At 44.2% G+C, this 24,263-nt stretch carries 11 protein-coding genes; 2 read left to right on the top strand and 9 right to left on the bottom strand.

What is annotated here, in order from left to right:
* Positions 1 to 159: 159 nt before the first annotated feature.
* Both SNE25_RS06890 and SNE25_RS06885 read right to left on the bottom strand, forming a co-directional pair.
* A complete protein-coding gene (locus tag SNE25_RS06890; RefSeq protein ID WP_321564359.1) occupies positions 160 to 2,718 on the bottom strand; it encodes a glycosyl hydrolase 115 family protein in 2,559 nt (852 codons plus the stop codon).
* 4 nt (positions 2,719 to 2,722) lie between these two features.
* Entirely contained in the window at positions 2,723 to 3,817 is a 1,095-nt protein-coding gene (locus SNE25_RS06885) for an endo-1,4-beta-xylanase (RefSeq protein ID WP_321564358.1), read from the bottom strand.
* 204 nt (positions 3,818 to 4,021) lie between these two features.
* On the opposite strand from SNE25_RS06885, the gene SNE25_RS06880 reads away from it, so the two are divergent.
* Entirely contained in the window at positions 4,022 to 5,956 is a 1,935-nt protein-coding gene (locus SNE25_RS06880) for a sialate O-acetylesterase (protein WP_321564357.1), read from the top strand.
* 66 nt (positions 5,957 to 6,022) lie between these two features.
* On the opposite strand, the gene galB is transcribed toward SNE25_RS06880, so the two are convergent.
* The 3 genes from galB to SNE25_RS06865 all read right to left on the bottom strand — a co-directional run bounded on the left by galB (position 6,023) and on the right by SNE25_RS06865 (position 14,063).
* Complete coding sequence (gene galB, locus SNE25_RS06875) at positions 6,023 to 8,815, bottom strand: beta-galactosidase GalB (protein WP_321564356.1); 2,793 nt, start codon at positions 8,813 to 8,815, stop codon at positions 6,023 to 6,025.
* A 113-nt stretch (positions 8,816 to 8,928) separates the two neighbouring features.
* Entirely contained in the window at positions 8,929 to 10,923 is a 1,995-nt protein-coding gene (locus SNE25_RS06870) for a RagB/SusD family nutrient uptake outer membrane protein (protein ID WP_321564355.1), read from the bottom strand.
* Between the two features lie 11 nt (positions 10,924 to 10,934).
* Entirely contained in the window at positions 10,935 to 14,063 is a 3,129-nt protein-coding gene (locus tag SNE25_RS06865) for a SusC/RagA family TonB-linked outer membrane protein (RefSeq protein ID WP_321564354.1), read from the bottom strand.
* Positions 14,064 to 14,632: 569 nt separating this feature from the next.
* Between SNE25_RS06865 and SNE25_RS06860 the strand changes: the two genes are divergently transcribed.
* Positions 14,633 to 14,920 (top strand): hypothetical protein, encoded by a 288-nt coding sequence (locus SNE25_RS06860; protein ID WP_321564353.1) that lies wholly within the window; start codon positions 14,633 to 14,635, stop codon positions 14,918 to 14,920.
* Positions 14,921 to 14,939: 19 nt separating this feature from the next.
* Here the strand turns inward: SNE25_RS06860 and SNE25_RS06855 are convergent, their stop codons facing one another.
* The 4 genes from SNE25_RS06855 to SNE25_RS06840 all read right to left on the bottom strand — a co-directional run bounded on the left by SNE25_RS06855 (position 14,940) and on the right by SNE25_RS06840 (position 24,189).
* A complete protein-coding gene (locus SNE25_RS06855) occupies positions 14,940 to 17,921 on the bottom strand; it encodes a sugar-binding domain-containing protein (protein WP_321564352.1) in 2,982 nt (993 codons plus the stop codon).
* Between the two features lie 24 nt (positions 17,922 to 17,945).
* A complete protein-coding gene (locus SNE25_RS06850) occupies positions 17,946 to 19,466 on the bottom strand; it encodes a RagB/SusD family nutrient uptake outer membrane protein (RefSeq protein WP_321564351.1) in 1,521 nt (506 codons plus the stop codon).
* Positions 19,467 to 19,489: 23 nt separating this feature from the next.
* The gene (locus SNE25_RS06845) at positions 19,490 to 23,044 is read right to left on the bottom strand and encodes a SusC/RagA family TonB-linked outer membrane protein (RefSeq protein ID WP_321564350.1); all 3,555 of its coding nucleotides are present in this window, start codon (positions 23,042 to 23,044) and stop codon (positions 19,490 to 19,492) included.
* 173 nt (positions 23,045 to 23,217) lie between these two features.
* Positions 23,218 to 24,189 carry a FecR family protein gene (locus tag SNE25_RS06840; protein WP_321564349.1) on the bottom strand — a complete coding sequence of 324 codons (972 nt, stop codon included), beginning with the start codon at positions 24,187 to 24,189 and terminating at the stop codon, positions 23,218 to 23,220.
* Positions 24,190 to 24,263 lie beyond the last annotated feature (74 nt).

The following is a 24,263-nucleotide window of genomic DNA, read 5'->3' as shown; positions in this document are numbered from 1 at the left end:
CAAATACCTGATTATCAAGTATTCATTAATGTTCATGATTGTTCATACGTTGTGAACGTGAACACGTTAGGTTTTTCCGCTTCAGTGTCTTAAATTCAAGCTTCTGAACACTTATATAATCAAAGCTTCCTCCTAAAGGAGCCGGGGCTTTGATTATACCTATCTTTCCGGCGGACCCAAATAGCTTGACTTCAACCCTCCGGCATCAATTATCAACTTTTGAACTACTACCGCAGGATCAACCATCCAGTATTTAAGTAAATGTTTGCCGGCTTTGGTTATATGATGTTTAGTCACCAGCTTACGGATATTATCGCTTACTGCCATCGCCCATTCCTTACCGTCTACCGTAGTAGTGATATTAACTAACTGCGGGTTTTCATCATCAATAGATATCGCGTAAAATAGCCCATCCTTGTTCCTAAAGTCGAGCGTAGGCGATACGCAGGTATATACAGACACCATTCCTGTATCCGTTAGATTTATATCATATTCGAGGTGCGGCGTGTTTAATGCGGACCTCACTCTTGAGGCAGTTACCGGCCACGGCGTAACACCTGATTGTGTATTACCATAATCAGGTATCACCATCCAGCTTACTGTATCGCTTTTTATAGCCTTATTGAAATATTGGGCTTCAATGGCAATATAGCCTTCATGTTCGTTAAAAACCTTTGGAGGAGTACCGTGATCTGTGGGCTGCGAGTGGTAGACCGGTAACAAAGCGATCGATTTTGGATGGGAAGGATCTGACTCAGCCAAATCAGGCATTTTATTGATTGGCGGCTGCTGCCAATAGGTATAGCCGATATGGGTTTGATCCATCATGTGATTCCACTTACCGTTAGCCAGCACTGTGTTGTAGTAATTTGAGATTTCCTTATCCTTATCAAAAAACGTTTTCACTTTTACAGCAGCTGCATTTGCAGCCTGCGCATTCCCTATCTCTGCATAGTACTTGTTTTTGGCTGCTTCCAAATACATCTCATTCAGATTAGCACAAGCCCGCACCGGGTGCAGTACCAGTTCATAATAGGCATCTTTATATTGGGGTGCAATAATGGCCGATATTCTTTCAGCTTTATCTCTCAGTTGGTTATAATCTGCCACTACTTTCTCAAACTCCTGGTAATTGGTTAGGCTATAGGTATTCTGGTCAAGCAGTTCCGGCTTCTTTCTTCCATTATAAAGTGTATACCGGGTAAGTATCGCAGATATCTCTTTAACATGCTGCGCTCCGAATTGCTGTTTAACCCACGCCTCTGTATACCAGCGAAGATTGTCGGCTGTCCAGCGGCTGGGATTCCAGGCATAGTCAAGAAAGAAACTGATCGGTAACTCCATCGGCTTCAGATCACCAACATTAACAATCCATACCTGCCTCGCATTATAAGCATAAGCCAGGTGCATTTGCTCCCAGGTTTTTGAGATGGGATTAGTATTGAGCCATTTATAGTTACGCGGTCCGCCTACATAGTCAAAATGGTAATAGATACCATAACCGCCCTTGCGTGGCTTTTCGGTTAATGATGGGAGTTTACGGATATTGCCCCAGTTATCATCGCAAAGCAGCAGGGTAACATCATCCGGCACCCGCATGCCTTTATCATAGTAATCCTGTACCTCTTTATATAACGCCCACATTTGCGGAACCTCAGCCGGATCTTTTTTGAGCACCTCCTTAATAATCTGCCGCTGATCTTTAACAATGGTTTCAAGTAGTGATATGTTACTACCTTCAGTCATGGGCATATCGCCGTCGCCCCGCATCCCGACGGTAACAATGGTTTCTTTTGAACCCATATTTTCAATGCCTTTACGCCAGAAATCCTGCAATACTTGCTTGTTGGCTTCGTAATTCCACTCACCCTTTCCGTAACGTTTCCACTCCTGCTGCGCCCTGTCCATTGGTTCATGGTGAGATGTGCCCATTACCACGCCATATTCATCTGCCAATACAGGGTTTAGCTTATCATCATCATTAAAGGCGTTTCCCCACATGGCCGGCCACAAATAATTACCCTTAAGCCGCAGAATAAGTTCAAATACTTTTTCATACACCTGGTGATTTACGCCACCGAATTTTTCGTGCGCCCAACCCGAAAATGCCGGAGCCTCATCGTTAATGAATATTCCACGATACTTTACGGCCGGTTCGCCATCAGTATGCCTGCCGGGAAGTATATATAAGTTTTTTTTGTGTTTGACAGGAACATCCGCCCACCAATACCAAGGCGAAACACCAATCTGCGCCGAAAGATCATAGCAACCGTAAATGGTCCCGCGTTTGTCGCTGCCTGCTATAACCAGCGCACTTTCAACACCCGGAAAGGGCTTTTGTACTATTTGAATAAAGTAAGTTTCCCATTTGCCTTCGATTGCAGCAACGTTGATTTTTTTCCGGCTGACCAGCTGGTCAATCTTATCATTCTTACCAAGGGTTCCGATGAGCACAATATGTTTCGCATTCATCTTATCAGTAAGTTTAGGCAAGTTACCTGTTACCGATTTAATATCGCCCATCATACTGTTTGCAGCTCTTTTAACGCCTGCATAATCCCGGCCATCTGTATAAATAAATACAGGTTTTTCTGCAACGAACAAAGGGAAATACCCCGCTCCATTCTTTTCAGTAACATAGCTTTCGCGCCCGGGCGCCTGGCCGCGCACGGCCCATGCCGTTAATACAAGTAAAGAGATTATTATGATTTTTTTCATAGGATTAAAAATTAACCACCCGCCAGTATGCTTTCTTGGGCTGTAAGTTTTGATCGAACAGTAAAGGATAATTTTTGCGGCCCTCAACAGGATAGGTATCCAGCCAGGTGTAACGGTCTGAAACATTCCAGAACGTTACGCCGGTAATGTATTTTTTATATTTCCGGAACACCTTAAATACCATATCGTACTGATCAGCCTGCTTTTGCTCGCGCTCAGGCGAATAAGATGTATCCTCTCCGGGCCTTAACGTACGATGGTTCTTTTCCCACGGATATACGGAAATATCAAGTTCTGTAATCTGTACCTTTAATCCTAAAGAGGCAAATTTTTTAACGGTGGCTATAAGTTCATTTGAAGTGGGTTCATCGAAAGACCAATGTGCCTGCAAGCCGACAGCATTTACCGGCACCTTTGCATCTACCAGCTTTTTGAGCAATCTGTACACCCTTTCACGTTTTTCAGGGCGCTCTGTATTATAATCGTTATAAAAAAGTATCGCCTGCGGGTCGACTTCATGCGCATACTGAAAGGCTTTTAAAATGAAATCTTCGCCACAAATCTGGTACCATAAGGAGTTACGCAGTAACCTGGTACTGTCATCGGAAACTGCTTCATTGACCACATCCCATGCATAAATTTTCCCTTTATAGCGGCCTACTACATTGTAAATATGGTCCCTGAGACGTCTTAGCAAAACCTCTTTAGTTACCAGTTTGCCATTCTTGTCGTAAAACAGCCACTTGGGTGTTTGTTCGTGCCAGCAAAGGTTATGCCCTCTTACACGCAAATTATGTTTTTGTGCAAACGCCACTATGGAATCGGCGTCACGCCAGAAATACCGGTTCTCTTCCGGGTGAATAGGCCCCATCTTCATGGCATTCTCCGGAGTAATGCTGTTAAATTGTCTTAATATCAATTCAGATTGTGCCGGATCTTTCAATGTGCGGGCAGACACGGCCACTCCTATTGGAAAATAATTTCGATAGCTCTCCTTTAATTCTTTTCCAGTTTCAGTTTGTGCAACCGATCTCATCACCATCAATAGATTAAGCACTATGCATAATTTTACGCCTATATGTTTAATATGGTTTCTCATAATTAAAATGAACTTTAAGTTTTCTTGATTGGCAGCTGCAAAATACATATTAAATATTTATATGCAATCGATTGCTTTTATTATTTTTATTTTTCACATTTACTTTGTGTAAAAGTTAAAGACCGGTTTATTGCAGCTACTTTATTTGAAATGAACCGTTAGCGCGATGAGAAGTGATAAACAACCTATTAATAAACCTATATAATGATGAAAATAAAAAGCCTGTTCATATTGACAATGTTTCTGCTTGTAGGATATACTTCGTATTCGGAAGTACGCTTGCCAAAACTGATCAGTAATGGTATGGTGCTGCAACGCAACGCAAAAATAAAAGTATGGGGATGGGCATCGGCAGGGGAAAAACTTATGGTTAAGTTTAACAACAGATCATTCAAAACCAATACCGCTACTGACGGGAAATGGATGATAATACTACCGCCCATGAAGGCCGGCGGACCGTTCACCATGCAAATTGACGGAACAAATCACATTTTATTAACTGACATTCTTATCGGTGATGTATGGATCTGCTCGGGGCAGTCAAATATGGTTCATCAAATGAAATTACATAGTGTCCGGTACGCCAAAGAAATTGCTGCCGCAAACAACCCGGCAATCCGGCATTTTTGGGTAGCGAATGCTACGAATATGCAGGAATCGCAACAGGATGTCCCTGGTGGTTCATGGAAAAAAACCGAACCAGTCAATATTGGCGAATTTTCTGCTGTTGCTTATTTTTTTGCTGACGCACTTTATCAAAAATATCACATCCCTATTGGGTTAATCAACGCAAGTTGGGGCGGTACTCCGATTGAGGCCTGGATGAGTGATGAAAGTCTTAAAACTTTTCCAGACATTGAAAATATAGCAACGAGGAACAGAGACACGGCCTTCGTTAACAAATTGAAAAGAGGGCCGGTACATGCTGTCCCGCTGCATCAGCCGGAAGATCGTGGGCTAACCGAAAAGTGGTTCGCCCCCGATTACATACCAAAAGGATGGCGCAGAATTGCAGTTCCTGGTTATTGGGAAGATCAGGGCGTTCATAACCTGGATGGTGTAGTATGGTATCGCCGGGAGTTTAATATTCCACAGTCAATGCTTACCGCGCCGGCAAAGGTTTTTATGGGTCGTATCGTTGACGCGGATGTCATGTACATCAATGGAAAGCAAGTTGGTACCACCGCTTATATGTATCCGCAACGGCGTTATACCATTCCCGAAGGGGTACTGAAACCGGGCAAAAACTTGTTCGTGGTGCGCGTTACCAATAACGCCGGTAAAGGTGGCTTTGTGCCTGATAAACCTTATCAACTTATTGCCGGGGCCGACACGGTTGACCTGACCGGATACTGGCAATACAAGGTTGGCCTCGTAAAAGTTCCGCAGCACGTTTTCTCGGGTGGAGGTAGCTTTAACGCTCAAAATCAGCCAACTGCATTGTATAATTCCATGATTGCCCCTTTGCTTAATTATGGAATTAAAGGATTTCTGTGGTACCAGGGGGAAGCAAATACAGGTAAAGCTGACCAGTATGCTAACCTACAACCGGCAATGATTGCCGACTGGCGGCAAAAATTCCAAAATCCGGATGCGCCGTTTCTTTTTGTTCAGCTCCCCGGATTCATGGACATGAATTATTTACCTTCCGAAAGTCAATGGGCCGCCTTTCGCGAGGCGCAGGCAGCTTCATTATCCGTTCCAAACACAGCTATGGCCGTGGCTATTGATATTGGTGAGTGGAATGATATTCACCCCGATGCGAAAAAGGAAGTAGGCGAGCGACTTGCCTTAGCAGCGCAAAAAACAGCTTATCATGATAATGAGGTAGTAGCCTCGGGACCGGTTTTCCAATCAGCAACCATTGATGACAATAAAATCACCGTTGTTTTTAAGTCGGTCGGCCTTGGTTTAGTCACCAAAGATAATGAGGAGCCACAGGAGTTCGCAATTGCTGGAGCTGACAAGGTATTTGTTTGGGCGAAGGCAAAAATTGAAAATAATACAGTCGTGCTAACAAGTGATGAAGTACCTCATCCGATGTATGTACGTTATGCCTGGGCCGACGATCCGGTTAACCCGAACCTGATTAACAAAGAAGGTTTACCTGCCGCACCTTTCCGAACCGATAAACCCTAATTAAACAGCACAGCCGGTTGGAAAATCCAACCGGCTGTGCTGTTTAATATACCTTCTACTTTTAAATTAATTCCTGCTGGATAAAACAAGTTCCGCTGACTTCATATTTGAAGCCTTTGCTGTCAATATTAATTTACCCGGCTGTTTGCTTTTCGATCTGATAATGACCAATGCCATGCCACTAAATGCCTTCCGCTCTTTTGAAGGAAAAGCCACCAGGTCTGTCGGATCTCCATTATCCGTAGCTACAATCTCTGCAGGACCGGATATTGAAAAAGTAATGTTATCGTTAGCTTGCGGCACCAGGTTCCCATCTTTATCTAAAACTTTTAATGTTACAAAAGACAGATCAGATCCATCTGCTCTGATCTCATTTCGGTCGGCGATTAATTGTAAATTAACGGCATTGCCCGCAGTTTTAACCGTTTCTGTTGCCCAGAGCTTGCCATTCTTATAGCTCACTACTTTGATTTCACCAGGCTCGTACTTTACCTCGTCCCATCTGAAACGATATTCATACTCGCCGCGTTTTTTTCGTCCCTGTGATTTTCCGTTAAGAAACAATTCAGCCTCATCTGCCGAGGAAAATACATGGACCGGCGTAACTTTTCCTTCCCTGCCGGGCCAGGTCCAATGCGGTAGAATATGAGCGAATCGTAAATCGGGCCTCCATCTTGCCTGATATAAGTAAAATCTGTCCTTTTTAAAGCCAGCGAGATCTATGATACCAGAATATGAACTCCGCGCTCCGTAATAAGGAGTCGGTTCTCCTAAATAATCCCAACCCGACCAAACAAACTCCCCGCCTACAAAAGGATGCTTATCTTGTGAGGCAAATACTTTGTCTGGCGAAGCACCGAACTGAGCGGTATACAGCTCATACGCACTTACATATTGATTCTTCGGGTCGCCGCCTGTCGTGTCGCTCACAGGTGCACTAAATCCATTAAATACCGGAAATATATAGGTCCCGCGTGTACTTAACGCAGATGCTGTTTCACTACTAATGATAAGTTTTTCAGGAAATTTGTCATGAAATGCCGGATATAAAGGGGGACCTTTAATTCCTTTCAAATGGGCATAAGCCGGTGCATCCCGGATGCCTTCACCCTGATAATTTAACGAAATAATATCCATAACCTTAGGGAATGGCATATCCGGCTTTGCATAATTCATTGAAGCGGTCGCTGGCCTCGTCGGGTCCTCATCTTTTACAATTGCCTTTAATTTATTGGCTACGTTTGCTCCTGCTTCTGCGGTATATTGTTCCCCTACCTCATTGCCAAAACTCCAGGCAATAATGGAAGGATGGTTTTTATCTCTCCTGATAAATGACCTGGTATCCGCTTCATACCAATCCGGGAAGATGAGGTGAAAATCTAACGGTGTTTTTCCCTGTTCCCAGCAGTCAAATATTTCATCGATCACCAAAAAACCCATCCGATCTGTCATATCCAATAGTTCGGGAGCGGGCGGATTATGAGATAATCTGATAGCATTACATCCCAGTTCCCGCAGCAATTCCAGTTGCCTTTCTGCCGCCCTGTAATTAAATACAGCGCCGAGCGCCCCCAGATCATGATGTTGGTTAACGCCTTGTATTTTAACAGGCTTCCCGTTAACCAATATTCCGTTAACAGGGTCAAACCTGATATCCCTGACACCGAATTGTGTTTCGTATGTATCAACAAGCCGATTATCCGTAAATAAACGGGTTACAGCTACATACAAATTGGGAGTTTGCTTTGGCAAAGGCCCCCAAAGAGCCGGGTTATTTATCAAAACCTGGCTTTTTACCAAATACTTAGCATGACTGCCAAGATTAATTGCCGATACAGGAAAACTGCTAATCTTTTTTGACCTGCTCCCCTGCTCGTCCAATCTGTATATGTCAGTCACTACTTTCACCTGCTTATCGGTCCTGCCTTTATTTTCAATGTTCACGTCCAGATTCACCGTTGCGGAAGATTCAGAAACATTGGATGTATGTACAAAGGTTCCCCATTGGGCCACCTGTACAGAATGAGTTTTAAGCAGCCAGACATTTCTATATAATCCACTACCAGGGTACCATCTGGATGAATTGGTCGGATTATCTAATCTGATCGCTATTTGATTGTCCTGACCAAATCTGATATACGGAGTTAAATCAAGTCTGAAAGAATTGTAACCATAAGGCCAGCCGCCCACCAGGTTTCCGTTCAGCCACACCATAGCATAAGACATAGCGCCATCAATTTCCAGATAAATAGATTTACCCTGGTCCGCCGCCGAAATATTGATCTTTTTCCTGTACCAGGCAACACCCTGAATGGGCAGCCGCCCCATGCCTCCGCCAACAATAGCATCTGCTTCTTTATAAAATGGGCCTTTCGCCGCCCAGTCATGAGGTAGATTTATACTTTCCCAATTTTTATCATTAAAACCCTTTTGTACAAAAGGAAAATTGTTGCCTGGATTGCCCTGTGGTCTTACAAAACGCTTTGAGGAATCTTTAATAAAATCATTTGCTGTTGGCAGTATCCACTTTTTTAATACTTTTTCGGAAGTGCCTTCAAATACAGTTTGCGAGGGTCTGCTATCTGCTATGATGTCATCTTTGCGGTTGAAAACAGCCGGGCGCTCATCATAGATCAGGTCGTCAGCTTTGCCGTTGTAGCGCATAAACAGCCAGCCTTTATTGATATTGATCCTTTCTCTCGCCTTAGCCTGATTAATCACTTTTTGCTGAGCAATGGATTGAAAATGTATTAATATTAAAATGAATGGCAAAAATTTCAAACCTATTTTACTTTGTTGAAAAAGAAACCATTTTAAAAGATTTTGTTGGTTAAAAACTAAGGGGACTGAGGATTTCATATCAGGCAGAATGGTTCGGATGAGTAATTTATTAAAAATAATAAAAGGAGAGATGAACCCATCTCCCCTTAATAGTACAATCTTAACTGTTAATTAACAGATGCATAAGCAAATCAATATCCCGGATTTTGATAGCTTTTTTTATCTGCTGCACTCATATCCATTCCATCTAACTGAGATTGGGGAATGGGGCGCAAATAATAATTTGGGGTTATAGTACGGGTAAACGTTCCAACTGTATGATCGTTCCAATCGTTGGCGTTTGTCTTGCCCGCTATTACAAAGGTGCCGCTTAACTCAGCCCATTTTTGTGTACGCACAAGATCAAGCCAACGATAACCTTCTCCAAAATACTCCCGGCATCTTTCGGCCAAAATGTAATTAATGTCGATGGCGGCAGGTGTAGCGGCTATCACTTCAGCACTGTTATCCTGTATTTTAGCCACATTATTACCATTATCCCAACGCCATTTCCCTGCACGTCCGCGGATAACATTAATCAGGCCCCTTGCAGTACCATCATTTGCATAGGTACCGCTAACCCCTTTCGTCACGGCGCCTTTAACCGCAGCTTCGGCCGCAATAAAGAACAACTCAGAGAATTTAGCCACCGGAAAAGGCCGGGTAAGGCTACCGTTGGGTTGGCCTAAACCACCATTATTATCTGTACGGTAAGGACCCAGTTTCCAGTTACCGGGGTAACAAATCCTGCTGTATGCACTTGGTTCAATCACAAAATCTGCCCGGCCGGGTAAAACTCCAGCGCCAACGGTACTGTTAAATTTTGAATTGGAATAATCCACACCTGTTACATCATCATTTAAAAAGGTAAGGATCGGTTCACCTTCGGCTACCGGCAAAAAGTTAGCATTATACAAATAGGCTGGAGTTACGTTATTCACTTTTACAGCTGCCTCTACAAAATTGGTACGGTAACGGGTTACGAAAGTACCGTCATAACGCGAATCGCTCGTTTTATCGGCAAAAGTGTTTTTAAATATAGCTTGTGGAGGAGCCAGCATTGTCCACGGACGGCCCAACGACTGAACTGCTGCACGCTGTACAGAGTTGACAGGGGCCCAGCTTGTACTGGAAGTACTGCTTTTAATATTTGTATAGTTCCATTGCTCAAACCATTGTGCAAAGCTATCGGTACCAAAGCCGCCGCCACTATAGCTTAAATCACCGCCGTTATAAATGCTGCTGGTTTGTGTGTGATCAGCATACAACACAACTTCATTATTGCGATCATTGGTGGCTACACTTACATCGTAGAAGGTAGGCTGTAAACCAAACGGACCTGGATCCTGAATAGCAGATACCGCTACATCATAGGCCTGCTGAAAATACCACGCCGCATCATGACCATTGGGGTCGGTTCTTGATGTACTCGGAAAGGTTGGAATATTGTTTGGATTTTGCAACCACCAGGCATAGGTTAAATAAGCTTTCGCCAGGAAAAGACGCGCCGCCGTTTTGGTAACCCCACCAACAACACGTCCTGTGGCCGGTAACTTATCAATTGCAATTAATAAATCCGGAAACACTGCTTTAGCGTAGACCTCGGGTACAGTATTCCGTTTTGAAGTTCTTATGGTAGATGTATTAAATTTTAATTCACCTCCGCCCAAATCCAACGGCACCCCGCCAAAGGTTTGCACCAGCAAAAAGTAATCAAACGCCCGGAAAAACCTGGCTTCTGCAATCAGTGCATCAGAAACGCCCACAGCTGCTCCATTCTCAATTACACCACTGGCAGTATTAATATTGGGAAATGCCGCTCCCCAAAGGATCCCGGTATTGCTGGTTGAAGGATCTATATTTCCTACACCTGAGAAATCGAGATTCCTTACATTTCCATCGGAGTTTTGGCCCCAGGTAGCCTCATCAGTGCTAATTTCATTTGAATTTAAAAAATAGCCATTACCATACATCAATCGCAGGTGAGCATAGCATGAGGTGATTCCACCTACTACACCTGCCTGTGTTTTAAAATATTCCGGAGTAAAAATACTACGGGGCTTTTCATTCAGAATTTTTTTGCATCCTGTTAAGACGAATGCGGTCAAGACTGTTAGTCTGAATATGTTCGTATATACACGCTTCATTGTCTTATATTTTAAAATGTTACATTAATACCCAATAGATAGTTACGTGTTGTAGGCGTATTGTATCCTACCGTAAGCAACCTTCGTTGTCCATATCCGTAGGCAACTGCCATATTTGCGCTGTCGTTTGCGTATGAGTTAGGTTCAGGATCCAATTTCGATTGGCTGTAGTAAGGAGAAAAGAATATAAACGGATTTTGTGCAGTAGCATAAATACGCAGCCTTTTTATCCCGGCATTTTGAACCCATTTACCTGTTAAATTGTAACCCAGTGAAATGGTACGTATTTTCATGTAAGACGCACTGAAATAGCCCAAAGTAGAACCGTATTTAGGGTTGTTACTATTTTTAGGTCCGTTGGGATCAGGGTATTGCCCATTAGGGTTGTCCGGAGTCCAGTAGTCTATAGCAATTTGTCCGCGTCGTCCGTCTTCAAGATTGAGATAACCATTAGAACCATATAGGGTACTGTTCAATATACCGCCGTTCTGGAAAGCTCCTACAATGGTCAGGTCTATCGCTTTATAAGCCACCCGCGTGTTAAATCCACCTTGAAATTTAGGGTCGGCATTCATAATTTGCCTGTCATCAGATCCAATAACGCGGGTAGGCGATCCGTCCGGATTGTGATCACCGGTGTAGAGCACTTTAATCATACCTACCTGACCTCCGCTGCCTTCATACTGCTTCACAGCTGTAGCTTCATCGGCCTGCCAAATCCCTACTTTTTGATAATCAAATATTACGTTCAAAGGATGCCCAACAAAAAGCCAGTTACTTTCATCACGTGTTTGTCCTGATGCAAGGCTCACAATTTTGTTAACGTTACGATATAAATTTACACCAGCTTCCCATGTCCAGCCATTTTTATCGCTGAAGATCACCCCGTTGAGCGAAATCTCAAATCCTTTATTTTGGGTAGAGCCTACATTCCCGGTGTAGCTGCTTACACCTGAGGTAGCAGGCAGACATACGCTAAGTAAAAGATTATTGGTATTGGTAACATAGCCTTCAACGGTACCCGAAAGCCGGCCCTGAAACAGGGAGAAATCCAATCCCAGGTTTTTCGTTTTGGAATATTCCCAACCCAGTGAAGTGTTAGGTAATTGAGTTACGTAATACCCGTTGGCATTTGTAGCGCCAAAGTTATAAGGTCTTACGCTCAATTGACCGAGGGTGGCATACGGCGCTACAGACTGGTTGGATGTTTGCCCATAACCAACCCGCAGCTTCAGGGAATTGATCCAATCCTGGCCCTGCATAAATGATTCCCGATGAATGTTCCATCCAACCGAAACAGCCGGATAGCTGTGCCACTTATGGCCTTCGGCCAATCTTGAAGAAGCATCACTACGGAAGGTAGCGCTCAGCAAATAACGATCATCATAAGAATACATTACACGGCCCATAAAAGATTTCAGGCCGCTAACCCAATAAGACTGGTTGTTAGGATCAATCGTGATATCATCATTACTTCCTGTTGAAGTTTGCCCCAGGTTAAAATACTGAAAGTCGTCGCCGGCGAGGTTTTTTCTCCCGATAGATGAACTGTTATAGCTTATTTGTTCTGATGAATATAATCCTACCACATTAATGGTATGTTTTTGAGCAAAAGTCTTGTCATAAGAAAGCAAATTCTCAATTGCCCATTGCGTGGTAAGTGAATTATTGACTGATGCCGTGTTAGGGTTTGCTACATCAGAGCTAAAAACACCTATACCCGTGTAACTTCCTGTATACCCCGAACGAAAATTTCCACCGAGATTTAAACGATATTTTAAGCCGTCTACTCCGGGGATTTTCATTTCTGCATAGGCCGAGTTGTAAGAGCCAAATTCTTTTGTCCTGTTGATATACTTATCTCCCAAAGCATTCATCGTTCCTTTAGTGTAAACCCATTGAATGTCCTGTGGCATGGTAACTACTCTTTTGGTGGTTCCATCGGTATTAAACGGATTTGCAATTGGCGACATGCTTAAAACACCATACATACCTAAATTGGCGCCATCGGTGATACTGTAACTATTATTAGTTGTAAATCCTATACGGAAGAGCTTACCTATTTCCTGATCAACAGAGCCGCGCAGCGAAATACGGTTGTATTGAGACAGGGGTATCGGGGCTTCATCCCTGTAATACCCTACGCCAAATTTGTAGCTGGTTTTGGCGGCCCCACCTGTTACGCTTAAATCATGGTTTTGTACGGCGGCTTTTCTGTAAAATAAATCCTGCCAATCTGTATTTATCGCTCCTGTCGGATCTTCGTCTGCACCGGGATTCTTATTCAATCCGGCTCTTTTCCGCAATGCAATATATTGGTCGGCTTGCATCATCGGATATTTCATAACGTCTTTGGTACCGTAATAACCATTATAAGATACTTGCGGCTCCTGCCCCTTGCTGCCTTTTTTGGTGGTGATTAATATTACACCATTAGCTCCGCGAGATCCGTAAATAGCGGTTGCAGAGGCGTCCTTCAAAATGTCTAAACTTTTAATATCGTCAGGACTGATATCTGCGATAGTCCCGCCGAAAGGAATCCCATCAAGGACAATTAAAGGATCGTTTTCCGCATTAATAGAACGCGTACCGCGGATGCGGATTTGCATGGTGGCGCCAGGCTTTGTTGAAGTTTGGGCCAATTCCACACCTGCCACACGGCCTTGCAGCGCCTGAGCGATATTAGCCGAGGGCACCTCATTCAATTTAGCCCCACTCACTGAAGCTACCGAACCGGTCACAGCTTCTCTGCGTTGACTACCATAGCCTACTACAACCACGTCCTGTAAATTTTTTGTCTCCGACGCCAATGTAATAATGATGTTGGTTTGGTTATTTACAGCCTTTTCTTGTTTAGTAAAGCCTATAAAAGATATTTGCAATATGGCATTACCTGGTGCAGAAACCTGAAAGTTGCCGTTAGCATCGGCTACTACTCCAATCTGAGAACCTTTTACCTTAATTATGGCTCCGGGTACTGATTGACCGGATGAGTCCATTACCCGTCCGTGAATTTTGATGTTTTGTGCATAAAGCGACAAGGAAAAAAGAGCCAACAGGGCAATAAAAGCGAAAGTAAAAACACCTTTAGAGTGAAACCTGCCTGATTCAGTTACCTTTTGTTTTGAGTAAACTGTCATTCGCATAAGCGTGCTATTAAATAGGTTAATAAAAGATTAAAATATTGGTGTACAGCACCGGGTATTTAGCCGGTTAGTTTATAATTGATGACTAAAGTAAAAAATATTTTAACAAAAATGCAATCGGTTGCAAAAATTTATTTTATGTAGCCACTATATTGAATTAAGGATAGAACCAGTATAATCGTTAAAAAAACTGAGCGTAATTATTTACAATAGCTGTTATTTTAGCTAAAGATACAGCACAAATAACAGCTATTGGAGGTTTTGAAAGGCAATTAGACTATTAGCAAGAGATGAAAATAAAAAAATTGAATGAGTAAAAAACTAAGCTATCGATCAAATCTCATTGATAAAAGCATTGAAAATTACTAAACAAATACAATCGGTTTCATAAAATATTTCATCAGAATTAAAAATCTTGTACACCGCCGAACTGGAACCTGGCAGCTTACCAGAAAATAATGAATATATCAGCTCAAAAGCAACTCATCCAGCTTTAAAAAAGCCGATTATGTTGGTTATTTAATATCACCCGTATAGGATGGATTAAACAAATACCTGATAACATGCATTTCAAAAAACTGAACTTATTAGTGATTCTATTATTTTGCTTAGGCTTAGAAGCGAACGGGCAAAAAAGCACTAATGTTTACTCCTGCCGGCATTTACCGAGCGCTGAACTTCCATCCTTTAAAACAGACACCATTAACATTGAAAAATTTGGTGCCAAAGCAAACGGATTTACACTTAATACACAAAACATCAATGCTGCTATCAACACGTATAGTGAAACCGGTGGTGGCGTCGTACTTATTCCTCCCGGATTTTGGTTCACCGGCCCTATCGTGAGCTAACCGAAGATATATAGGCACTTCACCCTTTCAACTGTCCTGGATCGGCAACGTCATGTGTCGCAGGAGGCGAGTTCAGAATGACGGGTGCTACATAACGCGTAGGCACCCAGCTCTCGAATTCACGCATTGAAACCACATTTTCTGGCTTAAATATGGGCGAAGCCATGTAGTCAAGCACTGATTTCCGTAACGAGGCGGCCGCAGGCTGCTCTTCAATTCCTTCATCCGAAAGATTGAAAGACGTGACCATCAGCCTGCCGGTACCGACCTTACATTCGAAAAGCATAGAAAGCCGCAGATTCCGGTTCCAGTCGTCGATCGGTTGGACCACGGAGGTTAACGTGGGAGAAAGGGCTTCCATATTCATCGCGATAGTCTTCGGAAGCAAATTAACCCATTGCCAGTCGCAACAGTTTTCAGTGGGAAATCCAGCAAGAGCCCCGTGGTCCGAAGCATTCAGAAGTCCAAGCATCCATGTCCGGCTCGGGTTCATCAATCGATTCCAGAAGATTGGAGTAGTGGTTAGAGATAGATCACGAGACGGATTTTCAGGCACACCTGATAGGAACAGAACCTTACCCCCATTGTTCAGGCGTGCTTTCGCCTCTTCCCAGAAGCTCGAAACCAGAACGTCCGAAGGAACTTCGGTTTTGGCCGCCGGCGGGTAGAGCCAAAAGGACCAGCGATTGCTGAAGCCGGTGCCTGCAAGATCAAGAATGAGCGAATAAGAGGCTGGCGCGGAAAGCTTGGAAAGAGATGCCGAGATGGTTCCCAGTTCCTGACCATTGCCACGCGTCACGTCACGGGTGGGAAGGCTGCCTGTCATGACGGATTTTCCGCTGTTGTCGACAATCCGCCACGTGGGCTTAACCGCAGTAAGCGTCTTAGGCCCGAAATGCGCTACCTCAGCACTCGCCGTGAGGCTTTGATCGGTAGTAAAGACGCGATCTTTCAGGCGGATCAACGGAACTGTTGCATTATTGAAGCGGCTGAACTGTTCAGCGGTAACATATCCCTTTTCTTCCCAGAAAGCGTCAAGCATGCCGATGAGCGCACCACCCTGGCCAAGATAGTCATGCAGGTCTAGCAGCTGATATCCGGAATAGGATGGAGTGCGCAGCAGGGCTTCGATTTCTTCCTTGTAACAGGCGACCTGGAAACGGCCGGAAGCATGAGCGAGTTGCTTGTTCCGCGCGAGAATACCATGTGTTCGGGCACCATCCCGCATGATGATGTAGTTGCCCGGGTGCATATAAGGCACCTTGCCGGAGTCGATTCCTTTTGGGAATGCGCTATAATTAGCCTGCTTCCCTTTGAATTTTTCGATAATTCCAAAATCCGGATATGCGCAGTATTGACCAATCTCGTGCCCGATGCAAGGAATGGTTGCGCCCGATCTTATCTTTTTCAAGCCCTCTTCGTAATCTAACCCGAACCAGCACCTGGGGCCGCGCGCCTCGGAGCCGGTAACAAGATAGTCTGCGGCGAAGGCTGTACCCGGCCCGGCCGGCTGCACGGCCCATCGACCGGTACCATCGGTGTAAAGGCGCCGGGAATCAGCTTGCCTCCAGGCCTTGTCCCATAGAGGGAGCTGCTGGGAGTAAGCACCAGCCGGCTCATTGGTTGCGCCAAGCATGACGAATGACGGGTGATTACCATAGGCCTTCAGCAAACGCTCGGTTTCATCATTGAGCACCGCGAGCATTTTGCCGTCTCTGTCGAACGCATTCCACATCCCGCATTCCGGCTGAAAATAGAAACCCAGCTCATCGCCGGCGATAAAGGCCGCTTCTGGAGGACACCAGGAATGGAAGCGCATGCCGTTCAGCCCCCAAGACTTGCAGGTGCCGATGATCTTTCTCCACGTGGCAACATCTGTTGCGGGATAGCCGGTTAAAGGAAATCCGCCGCCATCATGTGTGGCCCGCAGGTAGAGTTGCTCTCCATTCAGCAAAATGCGGTTCCCGTCGACCTTAATTTCACGCATGCCAAACGTAACCTTCAGGTCATGGTCGGCCAGTCCCCCGCGAAGAGTCAGCGGCAGTTGCTGGAGTTCTGGTGTGAACTCCGACCACGGACCTGCAGCGGGCATGGGCACGTCGATAAGCGCCTTGCCACCGGTCTCATCCCATGAAACCTGCACGGACACCGCCCCTGCGGAAAGGGTGCCCGTGCCGGCCTTGCCAGACAGATTGCTGATTGAAACGCGAACCTGTGCCGACTTGGCGGCAAGGTTAGGGAACACCTGGGCATCGTTGATCCAAACGAGGGAAGTTGCCGACAATTCAATCCGGCCTACGATTCCGTTCCAGGTTGATCCTTCGCCATCGGAGACCCCATGACCATCGGGACGATAAGCCGGCGTCAGCATACGGTTGTCAATCCGGATCGTTAAACGATGCTGTCCCGGCTTTTGAATACCCAGATCAAATTCATGCGGGGCCACGAGTGAACGATTGCTTCCGATCAATTGGCCATCAAGATAAACATCTGTTTGCCAACGCGTTCGCTCAAGAAACAACTCAATGCGTTTTCCCGTCCATCCATTTGGAATATCGATATCCCGTTGATACCAGGCAACACCCAGATAATGACGCACGGGTTGCGAGAGATAGGGTACCTGGACGTTACCTGGCACTGTGTAAGGCTTGTATTGCGGCAACAAATACCAGCGCATGTCGCGGGGGAGGGCTGCTACAAATTTCGTATCGGCGGTGATCTCGTCGCCAAACCCCTGGGTTTGAAGGATGCCGGGCAAGGATATACTAGCATCCGCCGCCAGTGGTTTTTTGAACCAACCAGTATTGGCACCTTCGTCGGTTCGGTCCATCGCAAATCGCCAGACACCGGCTAAAGAGATAGCACCTTTTGTAGGTGGATGAGCCGCAACCGCTTTAGCATAGAGCGCAGTTTTCGGATAGAACGCGGTAGCCGCCGCTGCGATGCCAGCAGTTGTCAGAAAGGACCGGCGGCTCATAGGATGTTTTTTATAATGCGTCATTTCAAAGTAAATACGATTCTCAAATTAATAACCAAAATTCTGAGCCCAGTTTGAACGAGTTTTCAGTTCATTTTGAGGTATCGGCAGTAAGAGGTCTCGTTTAGTTGGCAATTGTCCATTTAATTTAGAATGATAGTGAGCCGCAGAAGCAGCCAGTATAGTTACTGCATCGGTTTCTCCCCAGCGAACCAGGTCAAAATACCGTTTTCCTTCGCCGATGAACTCATATTTCCTTTCTTTTTTAATATCATCAAGTGTTGGGTCGCCTGGTAACGCAGGTAAGCCGGCTCTCGTCCTGATCTTGTCTACATACTGTTTTGCTACCCCAGCTTTACCGTTTTTAATTAATGCCTCCGCATATAACAGGTACACATCTGCATCGCGGATAATCGGAAAGTTTCTGGGCTGATCGTTCCAGGCTTTAATGGTTGAATTGGTATTGTCTTTTTCCAAAAACTTGGTGACGATGTTTTTCAAAACAAAAGTGCGCGTGGGAACTGTGCTAAGCGCGCTATAATAGCCCGTATCAATACTCGCCGAAAAACGGAGGTCTTTATTCTGTTTCATTTCCTTTACCAAAGCGCTATCAACCCTCATATCTTGTCCCTGCATGGTATAAGTTGAATACATCCACTCCGGAAAAGGTGTTCCTGAGGATGATGAACTGGTAATAAAGCCAGCTAAACTTGAGCCTGTATTTAATCCGCCTGATGCAAATTGGATAGAAAACAGATCGTATTTATTTTCATTGGCCAGGGTAAACAATTGCGCATACACCGGACCAAACCGGGCGCTTACATCGTTAATAATACCGGCATATACAGCCTCTGCTTTCGGATAAGCAGATGCATCATTTAATGGATACCCGGCCATGGTCATGTAAACCTCACCCAATAAGGCGTTGGCAGCCAGGCTTCCTACCCTACCAGCCTCTGAGCCACTGTACACTTTTTGCAGGTTCGCTGCAGCGTACTGCAGATCAGCAATAATTTGCGTGTAGATTTCTGTAACCGGTGCGCGGGGTAACGCAACAGCTTTATCGTTTTCAATTGGCGAGGTAACCAATGCAACCGGTCCAAAAGACCTTACCAATTCAGTATAAGCATAGGCCCTTAAAAATCTGGCTTCGGCCCGATATCTCAGGTATTGATCTTCCTTGGTATAATATAACAGGTTATTAGCCTCTTTGATGATTTGGTACAAACGGGCAAATATGGCAGATACAGTACCTGATGTTGGCGTGGTCAAATACTTGCGCAGATCAAGCTGGTCATTCTGGGCAGATGTTTCTCCTGCTATGTATAATAAGTCTGAGCGGTTTTCAGAGGCCAGCCAAAAATAATCTGTGGCAAAATCGGTATTAGTGCCATTTCTTCCTAACCGGGCATAAATACCTATAACCGCCTGTTTTATTTCAATTTCATTAGCGTAAAATGAAGTTGAAGTGTTGTTTTCTATGGGAGCTATATCTATAGTTTTTTTGCAAGCCTGCATACACAATGCCGAACAAACCAAAACAACCAGACATATTTTATTTTTTTTCATCTCTCTTGATTTAAATATTTGATTTAAAATGTTGCGGTTAAGCCGACTGAGAATGTCCTGGCCAAAGGATAAGAACCCCAATCGGCTGAAGCATTATCCTGTGTGGCACCCTCGGGCGAATATCCAGGATAATAGCTATCCCAAAGGAATACGTTGTCGCATGAGGCATATAACCTTAATCTTTTAAACGTGCTTTTTAATACTGGCAGGTTATAGCCAAGGGTAACGTTCTTTATGCGTACATAACTGGCACTGTACATCCAATTGGTATCATATTGGCTTGTTACTGCCGAGAAAAATGCAGGAACTTTCCCGTTGCCCGGTTCTGCTTCTGACCAATAAGCATCTTTTAACCAGCTATCCATATAATTATACCGTGGATCATTGGTGGCCCTGTTCCATCCGCGTGAACCAATGGAAAGTAAATCCCCACCTACCCGTCCTTGTACCAGGATGCTCAAATCCCAGTTTTTGTAATTGAAAGTATTGGTGATTCCGTATTCAAAATTGGGCTGGTAATTTCCGGCAACGATGTAATCACTGGCATCTATTTTACCATCATTATTAGCGTCAAAATATTTGGTATCACCTGGTTTCTGGCCCGAGTAAATTGGTATTTTAGCGATATAATTACCAGAACCATCCTTATTAAAATCAGCCTCACGCAATACGCCGGTAGCTTTTAACAGGTAATAGGAGTTAATAGGAGATCCAACCCGTTGAATAATAGTATTACCCTGGCCCAGCTTAATATCAGCATTGTCATTGGTTAAGGAAGTTATCTTATTGCGGTTAATGAAGAAATTCAAAGAGGTATTCCACCGGAAGCTTTTGCCCTGGATGTTTACAGTATTCAGCTCCAATTCAAACCCTTTATTATCAACACTGCCTACGTTATTATACATGTTCGCAAAACCCGTGGTTAAAGATACCGGCGCGTTCAGTAACAAATCCGTTGTCTTTTTATAATAAACATCTGCTGATAAACTAACCCTATCGCGAAAAAGCCCGATATCCAATCCTAAGTTATAACTGGTTGTTTTTTCCCAACGCAGTTTTGAATTTGATATGTTACTAACCACGAAGCCACTGGTAACCGTTTGCGCATCGCCTGTTGGATAATTAAGTGCGGCCATATTTGATAAAAACACGGAGTTGCCAATCCTGTCGTTCCCGGCCTGTCCCCAGCTTAACCTTAATTTGGTGGTACCCAACCAGTCTACCTTTTTCAGCAAGGGCTCTTCGCTCATAACCCATCCGGCTGACAGGGAAGGAAATATTCCCCACCTATTGTTCGGACCAAATTTTGATGAGCCGTCAGTTCTAAGCGAGCCTGAAAACAGGTATTTATTATCATAACTGTACTGTACCCTGCCAAAATAAGAGATCAGCGCGTTGCTTGAACCGGTAATGGTGTTTGATGTAGTAGTTGTACCACGGGTAATATCAAAAATATAGGTTTTGTCATTCGGGAAACCGGTTTGCCCCTGATCTGTGCTCTCATCCGAATAGGTTTCCTGCGATGCACCCAATAAGGCAGTTATGGAATGTTTCCCGATGTCTTTGGTGTAGTTGGCCGTTGCCTGTAACAGAACGCTGTTAGACGCCAGCGTTGTTTTTCTGGAACTTGACAGCTGCCCGGGCGTGGCCGAGTCCCAGGTTCCCTGTATCCATGTAGGGCTATAAGTGCGCTGCGAATTACCACGATAGTTCCAGCCGATGAGGCCGTTAATATTTAACCCCTTAATGATATTAACCGTAGTATTAAATGCGGAATTGAGCCTTACATCATTATTGAGCCTGTCGTTATAAACGGCCAGTACATAAGGGCTAACTACATTTGCACCCGGTCCCCAGCCATCATAGTATTTATATGGCGAGGCACCAGCCATTTTACCCGTACCGGCCAAAACCCAGCCCGGGTAACTTAAAGCACGGGATACCGCGTTGTCTTTTCCGTCTACATTAGCACCTTTGATTGTACCTATAGAGGGCGACAAGCTCAAACCTATCTTAACGCGGTCGCTTAACTTCGCTTCGAGGTTTGCCCGGAAGGAATATCGTCTATAAGAAGATCCAACCACGATACCATCCTGCCGGTAAGCACCGCCAGACACGGAATAATTTATAATGTCATTAGCTCCCGACGCGCTAACCTGAAGATCATTAACGGGTGCCCTGCGGAGCAGCACATCCTGCCAGTTAATTGGCTCTAAGGCGCCGTTGCTCCAATAGGGGTCGTAAATGCCATAGGTTCCACGGATACCAAGCAGGTCATTACGGGTAGCATAAGTCAGCCCTGTCTTACTCTGTGCGTAAGCAATCCTGTCGGCCTGGCTCACATCGGCACCTAAACCGGTTGTGTTCGTCCAAATCCTGTCAAGCCATTTTTTATTAAAATCAATCCACTCGTCTGAAGTCATTACCTGAACTTTTCTTTCGGCCGAGGCTAATGCAGTATAGGCAGATACAGACAAAACCGGTTTACCTGGTTTGCCACGTTTGGTGGTGACCAATATAACCCCGTTTGATCCCCGTGAGCCGTAAATTGCGGCGGATGAAGCATCTTTTAATACATCTATAGAAGCAATATCAGCAGGATTGATCCCCGAAAGATTATCAAGAGGCACCCCATCAACCACATATAAGGGAGTTGCACTTCCGGATATCGAAGCAGCCCCACGAACATTAACAGTGATATCGCTACCCGGAGAACCCGAAGTACTACGTACAGTAACACCGGCCAGCTGTCCTTGCAGAGCTTGCTCAATTCGTGTTATCGGGCGCTCTTCAATTTGCTTGTCGGTAATTTTGGCTATGGCCCCGGTAACATTACCCTTTTTTTGCGTACCATACCCTACAACAATTACCTCATTTAGCTTTGAGGCGTTTTCGGCCAGGATGATTTTCAAAATGTGCTGATTTCTAACCGGTGCTTCCTGAGTCACGAAGCCGATAAAACTAAATACCAGCACTGCGTTATCCGTTTGAGCCTTGATAGAGAAATGCCCTTTGACATCTGTTACGGTACCGTTATTGGTATTCTTCTCTCTTACGCTCACTCCGGGCAATGGTAAATTATCACTGCTGGTTACCGTGCCTGTTACCTCTATAACCTGGAATTCACTTTCACCTCTTCCATTTAAAAGATCAGTTTGCGATGAACCTTTTTTCAGGATCAGAATGCTGTTATCTATTTGTTTATATGTAAGCTGTGAGTTATTCAGCAGGAGGTTCAAAATCTCATCAACCGATCTTTCCTTTTCCGGAATAGTGATCAAATTAATCTGATCAACCTCCTGATCGCGATAAACAAAATGGAAAGGGGTCGCTTTTTCCAGCTTTTTGAATGCCGCAACTACTGACTGATTTTTTAATTCAAAATTAATCTGAACTTCATTGGTTTTTTGCGCCGATACATTCCCCGCCAGCAATACCTGAACAGTTGTTGCTAAAAAAAATCCTGTTAATAAACCTATCCGCATGAGCCGGTGAAATAAATAATATTTTTTACAGTTGGATTTTGGAGGTGGCACATAGCCCTCCCCCTTTTCTGTTGGTTTTTCAGAAAAAATCATAATTTTGATTGGTTTTAATTGGTTCTCAAATAATTAATTGAAACATGCATATTTACGGTTGGCGCCGTAATATGCCTACATTGATCTCCCTGGTGATACAGGGAGATTTTTTCGTTAATTCTTTTGGTAATCTCTCATCATTCTACTTTCTTTTAGTTTAATAAATAGTTTTTTTAGCAGCCACCGCCTTTAATTAAAATGCCCCCGCCCTGAGATTCCTCATAAGTAGCATTATTAAAAGCACAAATTACTTTCAGAATTTCCTTCAAACTTTCACTGTGCGTGAAAGTACCGGTAAGCCTGCAGTGTTTCACACGCTCATTGTCGAATGCTATTTTGGTATTGAAGCGAGTTGCCAGTAAATCAGCGGCTTTTTCCATGGTAATATCATCAAAAAACATATCGTCACATTGCCACTTAACAACTTGTTCTGCATTCAGCGTAACCTGCCGGGCTGTTTGGTTTATCACGCTGTAGTTCATTTGCTGATTTGGCGTGATAGCACCTAAAACTTTACCGTGTTCGCTTACCGATACTTTCCCTCTCGTTACAGTTACTGCAATGTTTTTTTGAGTGGCGTTAATATTAAAAGCGGTACCTAATACTGTAATAGTCAATTTACCAACATGTACCAGGAATGGCTTGCCGGCATCATGCCTGATGTCAAAATACCCTTCTCCCATTAACGATACCTCCCTTGTTGATCCATTAAATTTTCTGGGGTACTTTACATAGCTGTATTTATTTAATGTTACTGAGCTCCCATCACTAAACTTAATAAGCTGGTGATCATTTAATAATTGCGAGCGGGTTATTGCTATTGCAGGTGCCTCATGCTTATATGATTTATAAATGATGCTGATGGCGCAGATAATAGTGATGGAAGCCGCTATTATGGTCCATTTTGCCGGCGGCCAAAAGTGTTTCCGGTCGACTTTGGTTTGTACTATGTTTTTTAGGATTTTACCTGCGGCATGTTTGGATAAATGTTCGTCAGGCAGATTGTCATAGGCTTTATCAAGCATACCCCGAAGCACACTTTCATCACACTGATCTATCAGCAGCATTAATTCTATATACTCTTCGTGAGTGCAGTTTTTGTTGATATATTTTTGGAATAAATACTCCAGCCGCCTGTTTTGCATAAATTAAAATGAACAGTTAATTAAAGCCACATTATTGTTGCTGATTAACTATTTATAGTATGATTAACGGGCGG

Origin of the sequence: Mucilaginibacter sabulilitoris (assembly GCF_034262375.1) — a bacterium.
Classification (GTDB): domain Bacteria; phylum Bacteroidota; class Bacteroidia; order Sphingobacteriales; family Sphingobacteriaceae; genus Mucilaginibacter; species Mucilaginibacter sabulilitoris.
This window is presented reverse-complemented; position numbering and strand designations above follow the sequence as displayed.

What these genes read in the sequence shown, in the direction of transcription:
- SNE25_RS06890 (WP_321564359.1), bottom strand. Translation starts at nt 2,718, where the DNA reads ATGAAAAAAATCATAATAATCTCTTTACTTGTATTAACGGCATGGGCC.
- SNE25_RS06885 (WP_321564358.1), bottom strand. Translation starts at nt 3,817, where the DNA reads ATGAGAAACCATATTAAACATATAGGCGTAAAATTATGCATAGTGCTT.
- SNE25_RS06880 (WP_321564357.1), top strand. Translation starts at nt 4,022, where the DNA reads ATGATGAAAATAAAAAGCCTGTTCATATTGACAATGTTTCTGCTTGTA.
- galB (WP_321564356.1), bottom strand. Translation starts at nt 8,815, where the DNA reads ATGAAATCCTCAGTCCCCTTAGTTTTTAACCAACAAAATCTTTTAAAA.
- SNE25_RS06870 (WP_321564355.1), bottom strand. Translation starts at nt 10,923, where the DNA reads ATGAAGCGTGTATATACGAACATATTCAGACTAACAGTCTTGACCGCA.
- SNE25_RS06865 (WP_321564354.1), bottom strand. Translation starts at nt 14,063, where the DNA reads ATGACAGTTTACTCAAAACAAAAGGTAACTGAATCAGGCAGGTTTCAC.
- SNE25_RS06860 (WP_321564353.1), top strand. Translation starts at nt 14,633, where the DNA reads ATGCATTTCAAAAAACTGAACTTATTAGTGATTCTATTATTTTGCTTA.
- SNE25_RS06855 (WP_321564352.1), bottom strand. Translation starts at nt 17,921, where the DNA reads ATGACGCATTATAAAAAACATCCTATGAGCCGCCGGTCCTTTCTGACA.
- SNE25_RS06850 (WP_321564351.1), bottom strand. Translation starts at nt 19,466, where the DNA reads ATGAAAAAAAATAAAATATGTCTGGTTGTTTTGGTTTGTTCGGCATTG.
- SNE25_RS06845 (WP_321564350.1), bottom strand. Translation starts at nt 23,044, where the DNA reads ATGATTTTTTCTGAAAAACCAACAGAAAAGGGGGAGGGCTATGTGCCA.
- SNE25_RS06840 (WP_321564349.1), bottom strand. Translation starts at nt 24,189, where the DNA reads ATGCAAAACAGGCGGCTGGAGTATTTATTCCAAAAATATATCAACAAA.